19 protein-coding genes and 1 tRNA gene are annotated in these 15,853 nt (G+C 60.7%); 5 read left to right on the top strand and 15 right to left on the bottom strand.

What is annotated here, in order from left to right:
• Nucleotides 1-1,010 (bottom strand): AmmeMemoRadiSam system radical SAM enzyme (gene amrS, locus B7L68_RS01010; RefSeq protein ID WP_081245814.1); only part of this gene is annotated, 1,010 nt, incomplete at its 3' end.
• A gap of 74 nt (nucleotides 1,011-1,084) precedes the next feature.
• Between amrS and B7L68_RS01005 the strand changes: the two genes are divergently transcribed.
• Both B7L68_RS01005 and B7L68_RS01000 read left to right on the top strand, forming a co-directional pair.
• The gene (locus B7L68_RS01005) at nucleotides 1,085-1,744 is read left to right on the top strand and encodes a DUF47 family protein (RefSeq protein WP_238136262.1); all 660 of its coding nucleotides are present in this window, start codon (nucleotides 1,085-1,087) and stop codon (nucleotides 1,742-1,744) included.
• Nucleotides 1,745-1,780: 36 nt separating this feature from the next.
• The gene (locus B7L68_RS01000; RefSeq protein ID WP_081245813.1) at nucleotides 1,781-1,972 is read left to right on the top strand and encodes a hypothetical protein; all 192 of its coding nucleotides are present in this window, start codon (nucleotides 1,781-1,783) and stop codon (nucleotides 1,970-1,972) included.
• Here B7L68_RS01000 and B7L68_RS00995 read toward each other — a convergent pair.
• Together B7L68_RS00995 and B7L68_RS00990 are read right to left on the bottom strand one after the other, a co-directional pair.
• On the bottom strand, nucleotides 1,960-2,736 hold the full coding sequence (locus tag B7L68_RS00995) for an S-adenosyl-l-methionine hydroxide adenosyltransferase family protein (RefSeq protein WP_081245812.1): 777 nt from the start codon (nucleotides 2,734-2,736) through the stop codon (nucleotides 1,960-1,962). The two genes, B7L68_RS01000 and B7L68_RS00995, sit on opposite strands and share 13 nt — an antisense overlap.
• Nucleotides 2,733-4,121, bottom strand: coding sequence for a CoA-binding protein (locus tag B7L68_RS00990; RefSeq protein ID WP_081245811.1), 1,389 nt, complete (start codon nucleotides 4,119-4,121; stop codon nucleotides 2,733-2,735). Before B7L68_RS00990 ends, B7L68_RS00995 begins: the two co-directional genes overlap by 4 nt.
• 41 nt (nucleotides 4,122-4,162) lie before the next feature.
• Here B7L68_RS00990 and rtcA point away from each other — a divergent pair, with 41 nt between their 5' ends.
• Nucleotides 4,163-5,215, top strand: a complete 1,053-nt coding sequence (gene rtcA / locus B7L68_RS00985; protein ID WP_081245810.1) for an RNA 3'-terminal phosphate cyclase — start codon at nucleotides 4,163-4,165, stop codon at nucleotides 5,213-5,215.
• Between the two features lie 111 nt (nucleotides 5,216-5,326).
• A complete protein-coding gene (locus B7L68_RS00980; RefSeq protein WP_081245809.1) occupies nucleotides 5,327-6,358 on the top strand; it encodes a GTPase in 1,032 nt (343 codons plus the stop codon).
• A 58-nt stretch (nucleotides 6,359-6,416) separates the two neighbouring features.
• On the opposite strand, the gene B7L68_RS00975 is transcribed toward B7L68_RS00980, so the two are convergent.
• The 5 genes from B7L68_RS00975 to B7L68_RS00955 are packed head-to-tail and all read right to left on the bottom strand — an operon-like array spanning nucleotide 6,417 to nucleotide 10,655.
• A complete protein-coding gene (locus B7L68_RS00975) occupies nucleotides 6,417-6,734 on the bottom strand; it encodes a hypothetical protein (RefSeq protein ID WP_238136261.1) in 318 nt (105 codons plus the stop codon).
• On the bottom strand, nucleotides 6,709-7,134 hold the full coding sequence (locus B7L68_RS00970) for a 30S ribosomal protein S11 (protein WP_013680656.1): 426 nt from the start codon (nucleotides 7,132-7,134) through the stop codon (nucleotides 6,709-6,711). The genes B7L68_RS00975 and B7L68_RS00970 overlap by 26 nt, the downstream gene beginning before the upstream one ends.
• Nucleotides 7,135-7,172: 38 nt before the next feature.
• Complete coding sequence (locus B7L68_RS00965; RefSeq protein WP_081245807.1) at nucleotides 7,173-7,505, bottom strand: hypothetical protein; 333 nt, start codon at nucleotides 7,503-7,505, stop codon at nucleotides 7,173-7,175.
• A complete protein-coding gene (locus B7L68_RS00960; RefSeq protein ID WP_081245806.1) occupies nucleotides 7,505-9,445 on the bottom strand; it encodes a CBS domain-containing protein in 1,941 nt (646 codons plus the stop codon). The genes B7L68_RS00965 and B7L68_RS00960 overlap by 1 nt, the downstream gene beginning before the upstream one ends.
• A 19-nt stretch (nucleotides 9,446-9,464) precedes the next feature.
• Nucleotides 9,465-10,655, bottom strand: coding sequence for a hypothetical protein (locus tag B7L68_RS00955; RefSeq protein WP_143615271.1), 1,191 nt, complete (start codon nucleotides 10,653-10,655; stop codon nucleotides 9,465-9,467).
• A 306-nt stretch (nucleotides 10,656-10,961) separates the two neighbouring features.
• Here B7L68_RS00955 and B7L68_RS00950 point away from each other — a divergent pair, with 306 nt between their 5' ends.
• Nucleotides 10,962-12,161: a redox-regulated ATPase YchF gene (locus B7L68_RS00950; protein ID WP_081245804.1), complete on the top strand. Its 1,200-nt coding sequence runs from the start codon at nucleotides 10,962-10,964 to the stop codon at nucleotides 12,159-12,161.
• A gap of 103 nt (nucleotides 12,162-12,264) precedes the next feature.
• On the opposite strand, the gene B7L68_RS00945 is transcribed toward B7L68_RS00950, so the two are convergent.
• From B7L68_RS00945 to B7L68_RS00915, 7 genes are all read right to left on the bottom strand, one after another.
• The gene (locus B7L68_RS00945; RefSeq protein ID WP_238136260.1) at nucleotides 12,265-12,714 is read right to left on the bottom strand and encodes a helix-turn-helix transcriptional regulator; all 450 of its coding nucleotides are present in this window, start codon (nucleotides 12,712-12,714) and stop codon (nucleotides 12,265-12,267) included.
• A gap of 204 nt (nucleotides 12,715-12,918) precedes the next feature.
• Nucleotides 12,919-13,578, bottom strand: coding sequence for a UMP kinase (pyrH, locus tag B7L68_RS00940; RefSeq protein ID WP_081245803.1), 660 nt, complete (start codon nucleotides 13,576-13,578; stop codon nucleotides 12,919-12,921).
• Nucleotides 13,575-14,084, bottom strand: a complete 510-nt coding sequence (locus B7L68_RS00935; protein ID WP_238136259.1) for a hypothetical protein — start codon at nucleotides 14,082-14,084, stop codon at nucleotides 13,575-13,577. The genes pyrH and B7L68_RS00935 overlap by 4 nt, the downstream gene beginning before the upstream one ends.
• Before the next feature lie 247 nt (nucleotides 14,085-14,331).
• Nucleotides 14,332-14,442 (bottom strand) — tRNA-Pro (locus tag B7L68_RS00930).
• A gap of 27 nt (nucleotides 14,443-14,469) precedes the next feature.
• The gene (locus tag B7L68_RS00925) at nucleotides 14,470-14,877 is read right to left on the bottom strand and encodes a CBS domain-containing protein (protein ID WP_101957993.1); all 408 of its coding nucleotides are present in this window, start codon (nucleotides 14,875-14,877) and stop codon (nucleotides 14,470-14,472) included.
• A 45-nt stretch (nucleotides 14,878-14,922) separates the two neighbouring features.
• Entirely contained in the window at nucleotides 14,923-15,183 is a 261-nt protein-coding gene (locus B7L68_RS00920; RefSeq protein ID WP_081245801.1) for a hypothetical protein, read from the bottom strand.
• A 113-nt stretch (nucleotides 15,184-15,296) separates the two neighbouring features.
• Nucleotides 15,297-15,731 (bottom strand): helix-turn-helix domain-containing protein, encoded by a 435-nt coding sequence (locus B7L68_RS00915; protein WP_081245874.1) that lies wholly within the window; start codon nucleotides 15,729-15,731, stop codon nucleotides 15,297-15,299.
• Nucleotides 15,732-15,853: the final 122 nt, after the last annotated feature.

Raw genomic sequence — 15,853 nt, 5'->3', positions numbered from 1 at the left:
ATTATGTTTATCTTAGCTCCGCAGAATTTACAGCGGTACTCGCCGCCCCGCTCCACCAGATTGACCTCGACTATGTCGAAACCACGCCTCTTGATCACAGGCCTCCCGCACTCGGGGCAGTAGGTGTGCTCGTACTTATGTCCGGGCACGTTTCCCACATAGGCGTACTTCACGCCCTCGGATTTCGCCAACTCCACGTGCCTCTCCAGGACCTCTACGGGCGTCGGGGGGACGTCCGACATCTTGTAGTCTGGGTGGAACCGGAGGAAGTGTATCGGCACCTCGGGCCCCAGCACGTCCACTATCCGCCTCACCATATTCCTGGCGTCATCCAGGCTGTCGCCGTATTTGGGGACCACCAAATCGGTTATCTCGACCCAGATCCCCCTCCTCCTCATCTCCTCGAGGGTTTGGTATATGGTCTCGACGTCGGGCACCATGGAGAACCGGGCGAGGAACCTCCTGTTGCCGTTTCCCTTGAAGTCGACGGTGGCGGCGTCCAGAAACTCCGAGGCGTACTCGACGGCCTCCGGCGTCATGAAGCCGTTCGTCACGAACGTGTTGAAGAGCCCTCTCCTGCGCGCGATCACGCCTATGTCGTGCGCGTACTCCATGAAGATGGTCGGCTCGTTGTAGGTGTACGTGATCCCGTGGGCGCCGTACGCCTCGGCCAGCTCCACCACCTTCTCGGGCGCCACCTCGAAGCCCTCGACCCTCCTCCTCTGGCTTAGGTCGAAGTTCTGGCAGTACTGACAGGCCCAGTTGCAACCGAAGGTGGACAGAGACAGCACCATAGCGCCCGGATAGAAGTGGGTGAGGGGCTTCTTCTCTATGGGATCCACCGCGATCGCGGAGATGAGGCCGTATACAGACAGATATAGCCTGCCCCCTACGTTGGCCCTAACGCCGCAGAACCCCCAATATCCCTTAGGTATCTTGCAATACCTGGCGCACGCCGTACATACGACGCGGCCGTCGGCCAGGGGCTTGTAGAGGACCGCCTCCTTCACGGCTAGCTATGCGTCACATATAGAAATTTACTCCCCTCCCCGCCACCTTTTTAACCGGCCCTGTGCTGGGTTGTGTGAGCGTTCTCAAGCGCTGGTTCACCTCGGGCTGGGAGGCCATGATAGGCCGCTTGAAGGCGCATGTGGGCTACTCGCTTCAAGCCCTGGACTTGATACAGCAGACGATAACCAAGCCCGATGCGACGGAGGACTATCTGGACGAAATCGTGAGGAAGATAACAGCTATAGAGAGGGAGGGCGACGAGATAATAAGGCAGATCGACGACAATATATCCAAGGGGGCCTTGGTCCCCAGCGTTATAGGTAACGCGGAACTTCTACTAGATAGAATTGATAATATATTAGATAATATTTACTATATCTCTAAAGAAATTAAAAGGGGATATGTTGTATGGAGAAATGACAATATTAGAAAAATAATTGGGGGAAAATTCAGGGAGATGCTGGACCTCGACAGGACCATCATCGAATACGTCGGCGCCATGCTCGAGAGGACCAGGGACTTGGAGTTCTGCAGCAGATACGCCAGGATGGTCAGCACGCTCGAGGAGGAGGTGGACGAGGTTAAGGAGTACATATTGGACGAAGTATATAAGCTGAACCTATCGGCGGTGGAATTCAACCACATAATTTCGTTGATATATAGCGCAGACCGCATCGCGGACAACGCACAGGATGCAGTGCAGCTATTGATGTCCATCATCTCAGCGATCTAGCCCGCTATCGTTATATAGCTGGCTTCAGGCGCCTCTATGATCTCGGTGGAGAGCGCAGGCGGTCTCGTCAAGATAAAGGCCGTGGTTGCCGGCAGGGAGTACACGGCGTCGGGTCTACGCTCCGACTATCCAGCGGTGGTGGGTCTGTTGTTCATACAGATGCTGAAAGACGGCGTCTCTCTCGACGACATTTGTAAAGCAGTCAGAGAGGCTCTTCAGCATCTGTAGACCTCCACCGGCTCGCCCACTCTGTGCCCCAGCCTCTCCGCGGCGTTGCCTCCGTTGACGGCTACCTCGAGAAACCCCTCGCTGTTTATCAGAAGGATGGCCTCGCCGGCCTCGGCATAGCCGTACGACTTGAGGAGCCTCATCCTATATATTTTCCCCGAGATATTTACACACAGTTTATCGCCGAATTCCGCGATTTCTTTTATAATTTTTTCTCCTATTGAGGTGAAGATGTTCCCAAACCTATCGACATATATCAGCTGGCCCCTTATCGATCCCCCCTCCCTCACGGCCCCGGGCTTTTCGAGCCTCACGTAGTCGGCTATCCTCACCCCGAGGTAGCTGGGGGCGACGCCCTTGGATAGGAGAGCCGCCGCGAAGGCAAACACGTCGCGTCCGTGGAAGGTGCTCGACGCCGATGGCAGCTGCGCCGTTATTCTGTATGCCTCCTCTACTCCGTCCTCCTCGGCGGCGAGGCTCAGCAGGCCGTTGTCAGGCCCCACGAAGAAGTAGCCCCTGGTCCTCAGCAGTATGGGCACGCGCGACGTGCCGACGCCCGGATCGACGACGGCGACGAAGATGGTCCCCCTCGGGAACCACCTGTAGGCCCTCCACAGCACGAAGGCGCCCGTGCGCACGTCTTGCGGCGGTATCTCGTGCGTTATGTCGACTATGGCGGCCTCCCTATCTATGGAGAGGATCACGGCCTTCATCTCCGCCACGAAGTAGTCCCTGGTCCCGAAGTCGGTGAGGAGCGCTATCATGAAGGCTTGGATCCGCCGCGTTTTATAGAATATCTATAAAGAGCCCATAGGGCCCGCGCGGCCCTCCTCGGCGAGTTGTAGACGGGCACTCTGCCCCTGAGCCTCCTCTCGAGCTCCTTCACGGCGGGCGAGTTCCCGATGCTGACCGCGACGATGGGCTTTCCCCGACTGGCCGCAGCCGTTATGTGGTCGGCCAGCCTCTCGTCGAGGCCGGGGGGATGTATCAGGGCCGCCACGAGCGCCATGTCGAAATAGTCCAACGCGCGCTCCAGCACGTTGGCGAAGTCCTCGTTGGCGGCGCCGCCGGTGAGGTCTATGGGGTTCCCCAGCGAGGCCAGAGGCGGGAGGATCCGCTTGAGCTCATCCGCGAGAGGCTGCGGCGTCTTCGGCACCGAGAGGCCTTGCTCCAGCAGGAAGTCCGTCGCCTGCACGCCGATGCCGCCGGACGACGTAACGACGAGGACGTTGGGCCCCCTGGGCGGGGGCAGGAGGGCCAGGGCCTGCGCCATGTCGAAAAGGTCGATGAGGTCCTCGGCCTCTATTGCCCCCGCCTGTCTGAACAAAGCCCTATAGTAGTCGTAGTTCCCCGCCAGAGCCGCCGTGTGGGATCTGGCGGCCCTCGCGGAATCTGCGCTACGGCCTGCCTTGTACACCAGCAACGGCTTCTCCCGGGAGAACTCCCTAGCGGACCTGAGAAAACCCTCCACCTCCTTGCGCCTTCTGAACCCCTCTAGGTACAGCGCCGCGACCCTCACGTAGTCCAGGCCCCTTAGGAGCTCCAGGATCTCCCCCTCGTCTATGTCGGCCCTGTTGCCGACGTTGACGGCCAGGCCTATGCCCACCCCCTCCGCCGCCGCCCAGTCCAGCACGGCCGTCATGACGGCGCCGCTCTGGCTTATAAAGGCGATGGGCCCTCCGGCGGGTCTCGCGGCCTTCTCCTCGGGGAGGAACATGGTGTCCAGCCCGACCTCCGCGTTGTAGACGCCGACGCAGTTGGGGCCCAGGATGCGCATCCCGTGCTCGCCTGCGGCCCGCACGGCCTCGGCCTCCAGCTCGTAGTTGCCCGCCTCCGCGAAGCCTCCGCTTACCACCACGGCGACCTTGACGCCCTTCTTGCCCGCCTCCTCCAGAACCTTCGGCACCGCCTTCGCCGGCACCGCCACCACCGCCATATCCAACCTGTCCTCCACCTCCAGGATCGATCTGTAGAACTTGGCGCGCCTGCCCTCTATATACCCCTCGCCGTAGTTGGGATTTATTAGGTAGATCCTCCCCCTGAACCGCTTCATCAACTGCGCCGATATCGTGTAGCCTATGGTCCTAGGCTTCGCCGAGGCCCCGATGACGGCGACTGAGCCCGGCGATACGAGCGCCTCGAGCGTCACTGATGCGCCTAACGGGTTTATTTTAACGTTGATTCGGTCGCATGGAGGCGGTGGCCATAGACGGATCCTACGGGGAGGGAGGAGGGCAGATCTTGAGGACGGCCCTCGCGCTGTCCAGCCTGCTCCTGAGGCCGGTGGAGATACACAACATAAGGGCCAAGCGGCGCAACCCAGGCCTGCAGCACCAGCACCTAACGGCCGTGAGGGCCGCGGCCGCGTTGACCGACGCGGACGTCGGCGGGGCCGAGATAGGGTCCACCAGGCTCACGTTCTCTCCGCGCGGCCGTAGATGCGGCGAGTTCTCCTTCGATATAGGGACCGCCGGAAGCGTCGGGCTCGTGATCCAGACGGTGCTGCCCGTGTTGTTGTTCTCGCGGTGTAGATCCAAGGCCGTCATCAGAGGCGGCACCGACGTCCCCATGGCCCCTCCGGTGGACTATATAGCCAACGTCATGTTCAGGCTTCTGGCTCACATGGGCGCGAGGGCCTCCATAAGGCTGATTAAGAGGGGGCACTACCCGAGGGGAGACGGCTTGGTCGAGCTCATCGTGGAGCCGGCGGGGCGGCTCGCCCCAGTGTCGTGGAGGGAGCGCGGAAATATAACTAGGATCGCCGGCATTTCGCACGCGGTGAATCTGCCGCGCCACGTGGCCGAGAGGCAGGCCAAGGCGGCTGAGGAGGCCTTGAGGGGGCTGGGCGCGCCGGTCGAGATAGCCGTAGAGCATAGGCAGGACGGCCTAGGGCCCGGCTCGGGCGTGGTCTTGTGGGCGGAGACCGACGGAGGCTTGGTGCTGGGGGCCGACGCCTTGGGCGAAAGGGGCAAGCCCGCCGAGGCGGTCGGCAGAGAGGCCGCGGAGAAGCTCCTGAGGGAGATAGCGTCGGGCGCCGCCTTGGACGCCCACATGGGCGATATGATCATGCTATACATGGCGTTGGCCGAGGGGCCCAGCGAGGTCGCGGTATCCGAGATCACCTCCCATTCGAGGACCAACGCATACGTAATAGAGAGGTTCCTGCCCGTCAAGTTCTCCCTGGGGGATGGAAGGCCGGCGACCATCTCGGTGACGGGAATAGGCCTCAGGGCCGGCCCGTGACGGGGTGGAGTATTTATAGGGCTGCGGCCCGGCCCATACGTGAAGAGGCTGAGCTACGCTGATCTGTGAGGAGTGGACGTATGCTGATTTATATAGAGGTTGTGTAGGTCCGTGCGTTTCAATACGCCGTACATATATTCGCCCGAGGAGCTGAGGAGCTACTTCTTCGGACTGTATAAATCCGCCGAGGCCAAGAGCCCCTCGACCGAGCCGGGCTTGGAGAGGCTGAGGCGGCTCGAGGCCGTGAGGATCAAGAAGTCGGCTGGAGGGCTGGCCAGAGCCCTCAGGGAGATGGCCCTCTCCATGCCCTTCGTGGACGACCTCCATCCGTTCTATAGGGAGCTCCTAGAGCTGGGCGTGGGGACGGCCAGATATAAACACGCCCTGGGCAAGGTGGGCAACGCGGCTATGGCCGTCAGATCCATCTCCAGGGAGGCCTTGATGGGCTTGAGGACGGCGTACTCCAAGGAGCAGATATACAGGGTCAGAAGGGCCTACGTAGCGAGGATAGTCGACCTAATAGGCGATCTGGCGCCCGAGCTGGAGGCCGCCAGATCCGCAGCGGCTTTCCTCAGGAGGTTGCCCGACATAGACCCGGATCTATTCACCGTGGTGATCGCCGGCGCGCCCAACGTGGGGAAGAGCAGTCTGGTCGGCTGTCTCTCCACGGCGAAGCCCAAGGTCGCCGAGTATCCGTTCACGACCAAGCAGATCCACGTGGGCCATATATTCGTCAGGGGAGATAGGATACAGGTGATAGATACGCCGGGTCTGTTGGATAGGCCGCTCGACGAGATGAACAAGGCCGAGCTCCAAGCCGTCCTAGCGCTGAGATATCTCGCCAAGGTCGTCGTGTTCCTGGTGGACCCCACCCACCACGGCGGCTTCGACCTCTCAATTCAGATGAACATCTTCAATAATATTAAAAATAATTTTGAAATTCCTATAATAATAGCAATAAATAAAATAGATCTAGCCAGTGATGACGATATAAAAAATGTGGAGAAGTTGTTCGGAGGAGGCCATATGAGGATATCCGCCAAGACGTGCTCCGGCGTCGAGGAGCTGAAGGAGAGGATCCTCGAGGAGCACTACGTCCCCTTCGCGCTGCAGAGGCTGAGGAGAGCCGCCGCAGAGAGGTGAGGCTCAGCAGTTCCAGCGCCGGCGATGCGACGCCCCGAATGCCTCCTCATCACTGTGATTACCTGATCGCGGCTAAATTAACTATATCGCCGAGCCTCCTTACCTCGTAGGTGGCGCACCTCTCCGTTGCGGCGACCTCCTCCACATCAGCGCCGCTGTACATGCGCACCGGGAAGTCCATATTGTCCGCAGACAGAGCCCTCAGATCGGCAAGGAAGGCGTCGGCGGCGCCTCCTCTGGCCAGGAGCACGAGCTTGCGCGAGCGTATTCTGGCGTACCTCAGCACTTGTTTAGCCCAGTCGTTCGGCCTATCCCGCGAGTAGTCGACTTCGATTATTACACAGTCTACCTTAGACCCTTCTGCCTTTACGGCCATGAGGAGGCCTTATGGTGTCGTGTGGTATCGGGGTTACGTCCTCAATCCTGCCTATCACGAGGCCGGCTCTGGCCAATGCCCTTATGGCGGCGCTCGCGCCGGGCCCCGGCACCTTCATGCCGTAGCCGCCGGGCCCCCTCACCTTTATATGCACGGCGTTGATCCCCCTCGCCAGAGCCAACTGAGCCGCCTTATAGGCGGCCTGCATGGCGGCCCAGGGCGACGGCTTGTCCTTATCCGCCTTGACCACCTGGCCTCCGCTGACTCTGGCCACGGTCTCCGCGCCCGTCAGATCGGTGATGGTGATAATTGTGTTGTTGCTGCTTGAATAGATCCAGGCGATGCCCCAACGTAGTTTCTGGGGCTTGGCCTCCGTGGTTGGCTGTTCGCCGGCAGACACAAAGGGGGTTTTCCCCTCTTTAATATATTTTGCGCCGGTCAGGACTGCGCCCAGCTGGGGGCCTCGGATCCGCTGGCCGATGTAGCTATCGCGGCGACTATCCTCTCGTAGTCTCCCTGCACCCTAAACACCTTAACTCTCGACGACTCGCCGTATATCAGGTGCGCGTCTAGCCCAATCCTCTCGAAAAATCTATAGGCCGCCGCCACGTCCCTGAGGGGCACCTCCTCGCACGTGTAGAGGACTAGGTCTGCGCCTTCCGCGACCAGCCTCTCCTCGCCGTCTGGACAGCCTCTGACCACGACCAGCCTCACATAAGTCCCCTCGGGCGTATGCCATGTGTTGTGCTCCACGACGGTCCTCACATCCATTACGCCTTCTCCTCGACCTTCTTGGCCGTCTCGGCCTTGAAGGCGACGTAGGATCTGGCCAGGTCGCGCACCACGTCGAAGCCCGTCAAAACGCCGACGAGTCTGCCCTGCTGGTCGAGCACCGCCAGCATCCCGTGTTGCAACAGGCGCCTGGCGGCCTCCCTGGCGCTGAGGGTCGGCGGCACGGACGGCGGCGGGTCGTCGGCTATGTCGAGCGCCGTTAAGGTGCCCGCCTTGGGGTACCTCAATCTGCCCGATCCCTCCTTCCTCAGCCCGCCCTTGGTCACCACGAAGACGCGCTCGCCCCTCAGGCTCTCCTCTATCGGCACCAGCGACAGCTTGCCGTCCACCACCGCGCCCTTTATGTCTCCGCCTTCGGCGACCAGCACGCCGTCCAGCTCGTACTTCTTCATGACGTCGATGACGTGGGATACGCTGTGCATGGGGTTCACCACAGCTATATCCGCAGGCGTCATCAGCTCGGCCACCGTGGCGTCGTCTCTGCCCCTCTCGGCGTATGCCTTGACCAAGTCGTCTCTGGTCACGACGCCGAGGGGCTTGCCGTCTCCGCCCAGCACCAGCACGTAGTCCAGCCCCGACGAGAGCATGGCGTACGCTATCTCCTCGGCGGATGCATCTGCGGCGAGCTTCGGCACATCTATCTTCATGAGCTCCGACGCGGTCCCCTCCTCTCTGAGGACCTTGGCTTGCTCGCCCGGCATTACGCTCTCCTTCAGCACCAGCCTCTTGCCCTTCTGGACCTTCCAATACCCAAGCGACCTCTCGGCAAGATAGAACAACAGGTCGCGCCTCGAGATGAAGCCGACGGTGCCTCCCTCCTCATTAACCACCGCGACGACGGGGGCCTTGGTCCTGACCATCACGCGCCTTACGTGGGACACGCTGTCCAGAAGGCCCACCGTGGGTATGTCCGCCCTCACGAGCTCGCGGGCTCTGACCCCCGTCGCGAACTTCGCAGGCCTCGCCGCGGTCTCCCTCGGCTTGGCCTCGAGGGGCTCGGAAATAGGCCTCTCGGGCTCCACGTCCTCTCTGCCCTCCTTAGGCCCCTCGAAATACGCCTTGAGGACGTCCCAGACCGTCACGGCGCCGACCGGCCTCCCGTCCTTGTCGACCACCGGCAACACGTACACTCCCAGAGACGCCATGGCGTTGGCGACCTCCTCCACAGACGTCTTAAGGGTCGCCGCCGGCACGCCGGTGGACTCCAGAGCCCTCACCTTGGGGGGCCGGGACCCCCCAGAAGACCCCCGGCTGGCCCCTCTGCCGAAGATGGGGCGGGGCTCCCTTCTGGGCCTCAGCCATATGGACGACTTCACGAAATCCCACACCGTCAACACGCCTGAAACCACGCCGTCGGCGTTGGTCACCACGACGCCCTCCACCTCGCCGCCCGCGAGCCTCTTCGCCTGTCTCTCCACGGGATCCCCCTCCCCAGCGAGAGCGACGGATTTCCCAAACTCGCTGTACACCGCCGCTACCGACTTGGCCTTAGGCTTCATGCGCCTCACAGCCTCCAGAAGCCCGCGGAGGGTGGCTATGCCCAGATACTTGCCGTCTCTGTCGACCACGACGGCCCCGGGGACCCTCCTCTCCTTGAGCAATCTGTAGAGATCCTCCACGGTTGCATCAGCCTGCACAAACACGGCGTTGTTGACCACGTCGCGCACCCTCCTGTCGTCGGACCTGTCCCTAAGCAGGAGGATCGACTGAGGATATATAGCCCCGTCCACCACGTCGACAAACGCGTTTCTGAACACCGGAAACATGTCGTGGGGGAACTCCCTGAAGTAGCGCCATACGGCCATCAGAGTGTGGGTGGGGACTATCCTCACAGCGGGGAACTCCATCACATCTCTGACGAGCCTTGGGGGCGCGGCCTCGGCGCCCCTCTCTGCGAGCTTCGCCTCCACCTTCTCCATAGAATTCTATGAGGCACTATTATATATACCCATGGACCGGCGACCCGGCGACATACCCTATATATTCATATTTATCGAGTTTTTCTATATATTTATCGAGAAAATTCGAGAAACGTCCATTGAAAGGCCCTACTATTATGTATGATTCATCCTTCATCAAATCTATAGTTTTTGTTATAAATATAACATTTTTCACCTCGAGTTCTTTTAGTATGTTGAATATTTTTCTAGAGAATGTTATGATAAAGCCGCCGTATTTCAGATACAACAGGTACGATATCAGCACCGACTTCGGATCGTCGCCGAGCTCCACCGAGCCCGCGATGCTCGGCCACGAGCTCAACCCGTCTACCAAGTCCCTCAAGATGGGGGCGCCCGGTATCTGGGGGTCTATGCGCCTGGCTCCGCCGGATTTAATGTATGTATATATCTCCTCGAGCACCTCGCGGCCCGAGAAGCCGTAGATCTCCATGACGGCGGCCACGGCCCTCGCCGCCTTGTCGACAGGCACGTCGAACAGATTGGCGGCGATTGAGGGGGCGCCGCGCGGAGATAACACATATGCTCTGGGCAGCTTGCCCGCAATCCTCTCCGCGATCTCGCCCTCCGATATGACCACGAGCGGCGCCTCCATCGACCTCAACTCGGGGAACAGTAGGTATAGATATTCGGCGAGCAGGTCCTCGAACTCCCTCCGCGCCTCCTCCCCAGTCTTGACCGATAGGGGGAGGCACCGGGGGGATCTGCACCGATATAGGATATCGCCTTCCGGCGAAAAGAACACCAAATCGCCGCTCGCGGCGGCGCCTCCGCGGGACAGCGCATAGAAGGAGCCGGGGCCCTTCGCGACAGCCCTGTGCTTTGCCAAGACCTTCATCGCCTCGGCGGGGCTGGTCGCAGCCGCCGATATTTTCGCCAGGCCGCTCCTGCCGGCCTTAAGTCCGGCGAGATAGCCCAGAGCCGCCGATAGCGCCAAGGCCAAGACCCTGAAAAGGCCCGATATAGGTAGCTCGGCCGCCAAGCCGAACGATGAGAGGGCCAGCGCGATCTGGGGATAGAACGGAGCCAGCAACAGCGAGGAGGCTCCCAACAGCATCGCGAAGGCCTTTATGGAAGGCGCCGTATGTATCAGGAGGATTGCCGCGAGTAGCGACGACGCGGCGGCTATGCTCTCCCTCTCTATGCTTCCATATATTCTGTAGAGCTTCAAAAATATTTTTATTTTATTAAAAAATATGGCAACAAGCAAAATTAGTACTATCAAAATAATACTATGAAATAATATAAACAATATGAGAAGTAGCAATAAAAACAACAGTAAACGCCTCACGCCCACACATTGAAATACGATGTGATATATATCGACTACCGGCGTGTCGACATCGGCGCCGCCGCGGATAGGCCTCGCCGCCCCGCCCCATGAGGCGGCCCGCGGGGCCTTCGGCGGCGTCCGCATCTGGGCGCGTCTGCCGGCCGCCCGGGCTCCGTCTGTATATATATCTGAGATATCGTCCACGTGGTAGTACAGGCCAGGGTGCAGATAGGCATAGTTGGGAAGCCCAACGCCGGCAAGTCCACTTTCTTCGCGGCGGCCACCATGAAGGACGTCAAGATAGGGCCCGTGCCCTTCACCACGGTTGAGCCCAACGTGGGCATCGGCTACGTGCGGAGGGAATGCCCCTGCAGAAGCTTGAGGTGCAACCCCGCGAGCTACTTGGTCCTCGACGGAGTCTGCTACATACCCGTGGAGCTCGTCGACGTGGCGGGCCTGGTGCCGGGCGCCTGGCAGGGGAGGGGGCTCGGCAATCAGTTCCTCGACCACATAAGGAGGGCCCCCGTGTTGATACACATAGTCGACGCGTCGGGGTCCACGGACGAGGAGGGGCGGATGGTCAAGCCTGGCACCAGAAACCCCGTCGAGGATGTCGAGTTCCTAGAGAGGGAGATAGACATGTGGCTGGTCTCTATCGTGAAGAAGGATTGGGACAAGGCGGTGAGGTTCTCCGAGTACGGCAAGAGGCCTCTGGCGGATTTGCTCATGGAGAAGCTGGGCGGACTCGGCTACAAGAAGGGGCAGGTTGAGGACGTGCTCGAATCCACGGGGCTTTCCAAGAAGCCGCCCAGCAGATGGGCCGAGGGCGATTTCCTCGATTTCGTGGGCAGGCTGAGGGCGTATAGGCCCATAGTGATAGCCGCCAACAAGGTGGATCTGCCCGAAGGCGAGGAGGGCTATAGGGCCCTCAGGAAGGCCTTCCCCGACAGAATAGTCGTCCCCACAAGCGCCGAGGCCGAGCTCGCGTTGAGGAGGGCGGCCAACAGGGGGCTGATACGCTACAAGCCGGGCGATCCCGACTTCGAGGTCGTGGGCCAGCTGTCGCAGCAACAGCTGGCGGCGCTGGAGAGGGTCAGAGACCTCGTGAAGAGGTTCGGAGGCACCGGCGTGGTCGCCGCCATCAACGCCGCCGTGTTCGACGCGTTGAAATACGTGGTGGTCTACCCCGTCGAGGACGAGCACAAGCTCGCCGACAAGAACGGCAACGTCCTGCCAGACGCGCTGCTGGTACCCGGCGACGCCACGGCCAGAGACGTCGCCTATATGATCCACAGCGAGGTAGGGGAGAGGTTCGTCTCGGCCGTGGAGGTCACCACCGGCAGGCGGCTGAGCGCCGAGAGCAAGGTGAGGGACGGACTCATCCTGAAGATAATCACGCGGTGAGACGCCGCGGAGCCGCGCCCCCGCGAGGCGCGCAGAAGCAACGATGCGGCGGAGAGGCCGCAGGGCTATGTGGCAGGCCCGACAGAGGGATGAGCCGCCGTCTTCACTGAAGCGATCTGCCCCTCAACAGCTTTACCCAGGCGTTACGCCTTATGAAATCGGGCGCCCCTTCGGCGGGCCCCGGCGCCTCCACGGCCTTGCCCTCGGCTGTCTGCCTGCCGTCTAGGAGCTTCTCCAGCCTCTCCAAGACGTACTCGAGCCTTTTGACCAGAGGCTCCAGGCCGTCTGTGCGCGGCGTCGGCGGGGAGGCGGCGAAGCTGTAAACAAGGGACGAGCTGGGCATGGGCATAACTACGGCGTAGTAGCTGTAGCTCTGCTGGGGAATCCCTCCCTCGTCGTCGCCGCCGACCTGCGACTCGGAGAACCTCCTGTACTTCGAAAGCGCCTTGTAGACCGTGTTTATGGATATGCCCAGCCTATTGGCTATGTCCCTGGGCCTCAAGCCGTTGTTGTAGAGCTCCACCACGCGTTGCTCTGTCGCCGTGAGCTTCACGTCGCAATGTATCAGAGGGTTAATTAAAGGTGTTGAGGTATTACGCGCAGGGCCGGCGCGCAGATCCGTTTTATCAGAGATATGTGATCCCGCGGTTGGATCGCCTATCATCGAGGCCCCCCACGGGCCAACTCCGGCTCCGCCCACTATCGAGGCTCGTGTTTATAAGCCTTCCGTCGGCGCCGGGGGCCGGCCAACACGCAGTTATTCGGGCAGCACCAACGATCCGGGGGCTACGCCGCCCCTCAGCACATCCAGCAAGAGCCCGGGCCTCCTCCCGTCGATTATATACATGGGGATCTTGGACCGCCTGAGGATCTCGAGGCTCCAGAGGTCTGCGAGCTCGTACGTGCCGGGCAGCGCGCTCGACCTCAAGATCGCGGCGAGCTCCGACGCCCTTATAGTCGGTATCCTCTTCGCGTTGGGGTTCCTCCTGGGGTCGTCGTCGTATATCCCGTCTATATTGGCGCAGTTGATCAACGCCCTGGCCCCTACGGCCTCGGCGGCCAGCGCGGCCACGGTGGCGGTCGACTGCCCCGGCTGAAGGCCGCCCATGACCACCCTCCTCTTGTGCCCCAGCGCCGTCAGCAGTTCGCCTAGGGACTCAGCCGGTTTTGGATAGACGTCTTCGCCGAGGCCGGCTATTATCAGCCAGGCGTTTAGCCTGCTCGCCTCTATGCCTATCACGTCCAGCAGGTAGTTGCCGGCGCCTAGCTCCCGCGCCGCCTCTATGTACGATCTAGCCGTCGTCCCGCCGCCGGCGATCACCACGACCTTCTCCTCCACCGACTTGATGATCGAGACGTACTCTCTGACCAACGACCTATCGTCGAAGATCCTCCCGCTCAGCTTCACCGCTATCATCGCCCCGCCAGAAATCTCTCGACGCCTCTCTTTATGCCCTCCTTGACGTATTGAGGCATGTCGAGACCCTCCAGCTGGAGGGACGCGCCGCCGCACACGTTGGACAGCTCGTCGAGATGCCTAACTGCGTACTCGATGGCATCTCTGTCGTTGGTGGCGTAGACGGGCTCCAGTATGGCCGAGTCGGAGCAGTCGGACTGGAGCCAAGCCGCCCTGGACCGCGCCTGCGAGATCTTGCTGAGAAGCTCGTCGGGATCTACCTCCTGCCCCCTCAGGAACGCCTTGAGGGACCTGCCGAGGATCTTCCTCCTGACCTCCACCCTCACGGGCCCGGCCTCCACGGGCCTCTCCTCGGCAAGCGCCTTCATGACCGTATCGGCGACGGAGGCCAGCTCCAGATCCCCCGCATATTCCTTCCTGAGCCTGAGGCATTCGCACAGCCTGGCCAAGGCGTTGGCGTAGCCCTTCGCAATCTCCCCCACAACTATCTCCAACGGTGTGGGCACGCCTTTAATTACCTGCAATAAATATGTTGGTGATGAGGTCAGGCTAGCGTATTAATGACGAGGGATCTAAGCGCTGAGCGCTCCGCCGAAGGCCTACAAGATGCACGTCGTCCCCAAGCCCACGGCCTGGGCGATCGGCCGGCCGGTCGAGCCGCCCTAGGGATTGGCCGTCTCGGCCAAGAGGCGGAGCCGCTGCCACCGCGGTTCTTCGGCCGTACTGTGCCGACGATGGCCGGAAGAACTTGGATGGGGCCGCCGGGATTTGAACTCCCGGGGGTCCCCCTCCCGGGATCTTGCGGGCGTGCCCGCGGCGACGCCGCTCCAAGCCGCACATCTTACCAGGCTCGACTACGGCCCCCGGATCGAGAGTGTGTCGATTTTAAAGTTATGAGGGCGATTGCGCCAGCCTCCCGAGCGCTATCCTCTCGGCGAGGAAGTCCCTGATTGAGATCACTCCATATATCTCGTCGCCTCTCATAACCACGATGTGTCTGATGTCCATCTCCCTCATGAGGCTCCAGACGGCCTCCACGTCGTCGTTGAAGTTAACCGTGACGACCTCGCGGCTCATGACCTCATCGACGGGAGCCGTCGGCGGGACCCCCGACGCCACCGCCCTCACTATGTCCCTCTCCGAGATAACGCCGATCAGCTTGCCGGCGGATACCACGGGGAGGAAGCCTATCCGCCTCTCGGCCATGATCCTAGCCGCCTCCTCTATGGTCGTCCCCGACTCGACGACGATGGCAGGCCTCCTGGCTATAGCCCCCGCCTTCACGGAGATGTACTCCACCAGTCTTTTAAAGATGCCGGTATCCAAAACGCGGAAAAGCCAGATTTACGAGAAATATGTATATATTCCAAGACCTATAAGGAAAAATCCTAAAATCAGCAAACTAAGTCTACCTGCCCTCATGGCCGCAGGCAGGACAAAGCCGAGCGAGGAGAGGATGGCCTTGGCGACCGGCTCAAGGACCTCGGGCATCGAGAGTATGGCCACCATTATGGCCGCGGCTATAACCACGGCCAGAACCACGTCGAGTCCTCTGTGCACTGCATCCTCCGTAATACCGCCGGAATCGCCCACGACTCCGTGCACGGAGTTTGGTAGATGCCATAATATTTAAGCCTTACGCCGATGATATTAGATATAAGTAAACAACAATATCAACTAAAATACATGTGTTAGCTTGGGCGGCTCAACAAACCGCGCTATTTCGCCGCCCTTTCCGCCAGCTTTTCCGCAAGCGCGGTCCAGAAAATCTCGGCTAGCTCGTTTTTCTTCGGCTGGTGGCTCCTTGCGGCCTCTAGGACCGTCGACGCAAGCCTCCTCTCCTCCTCGCCGGGCCTCAGCCCCAGCACCTCCAACACCCACGGATTTTCCCTAAGGAACTCCGCCGCCGCCTCGAGAAGCGCCTTCGCGAAGGCCTTCGCGGCGTCGGGATTGAGGCAGGTCTCCCCGGCCTTTCCTCCTCCGTTTTCCTCGGCGCCTCCGCCCACCTCCTTCCTGAGCCTTTCTACCTCTTCCTCCGGTATGAGCCATTTTTCTCCTTCCCTCACCGCCTTTATCTTGCCCTTTCTCGCCCAGTACCTCACGGCCGCGGGCGTAACGTCGAAGATCCTCGCGACCTCCTCGGTGGTGTACATCCTCACGTCCGCTCGATGCGGCGTGCGTAAAAACGTTTTCTGTATCACTCTGGTATTATGGAGAAAAATTTCCTCAATAGACGCCGTGATGGAAACGCGGCTTCTCGAATGGTCATTGAAGA

The sequence above is a fragment of the Thermoproteus sp. CP80 genome, from assembly GCF_002077075.2.
GTDB lineage: Archaea > Thermoproteota > Thermoprotei > Thermoproteales > Thermoproteaceae > Thermoproteus.
The sequence above is the reverse complement of the archived record's forward strand: the minus strand, read 5'-3'. Positions and strand labels throughout refer to the sequence as shown.

Bases quoted from the DNA above. Each gene is read 5' to 3' on its own strand.
- B7L68_RS01000 (WP_081245813.1), top strand. From the start codon at position 1,781: ATGATCTCGGTGGAGAGCGCAGGCGGTCTCGTCAAGATAAAGGCCGTG.
- B7L68_RS00995 (WP_081245812.1), bottom strand. From the start codon at position 2,736: ATGATAGCGCTCCTCACCGACTTCGGGACCAGGGACTACTTCGTGGCG.
- rtcA (WP_081245810.1), top strand. From the start codon at position 4,163: ATGGAGGCGGTGGCCATAGACGGATCCTACGGGGAGGGAGGAGGGCAG.
- B7L68_RS00975 (WP_238136261.1), bottom strand. From the start codon at position 6,734: ATGGCCGTAAAGGCAGAAGGGTCTAAGGTAGACTGTGTAATAATCGAA.
- B7L68_RS00965 (WP_081245807.1), bottom strand. From the start codon at position 7,505: ATGGATGTGAGGACCGTCGTGGAGCACAACACATGGCATACGCCCGAG.
- B7L68_RS00960 (WP_081245806.1), bottom strand. From the start codon at position 9,445: ATGGAGAAGGTGGAGGCGAAGCTCGCAGAGAGGGGCGCCGAGGCCGCG.
- pyrH (WP_081245803.1), bottom strand. From the start codon at position 13,578: ATGATAGCGGTGAAGCTGAGCGGGAGGATCTTCGACGATAGGTCGTTG.
- B7L68_RS00915 (WP_081245874.1), bottom strand. From the start codon at position 15,731: ATGTACACCACCGAGGAGGTCGCGAGGATCTTCGACGTTACGCCCGCG.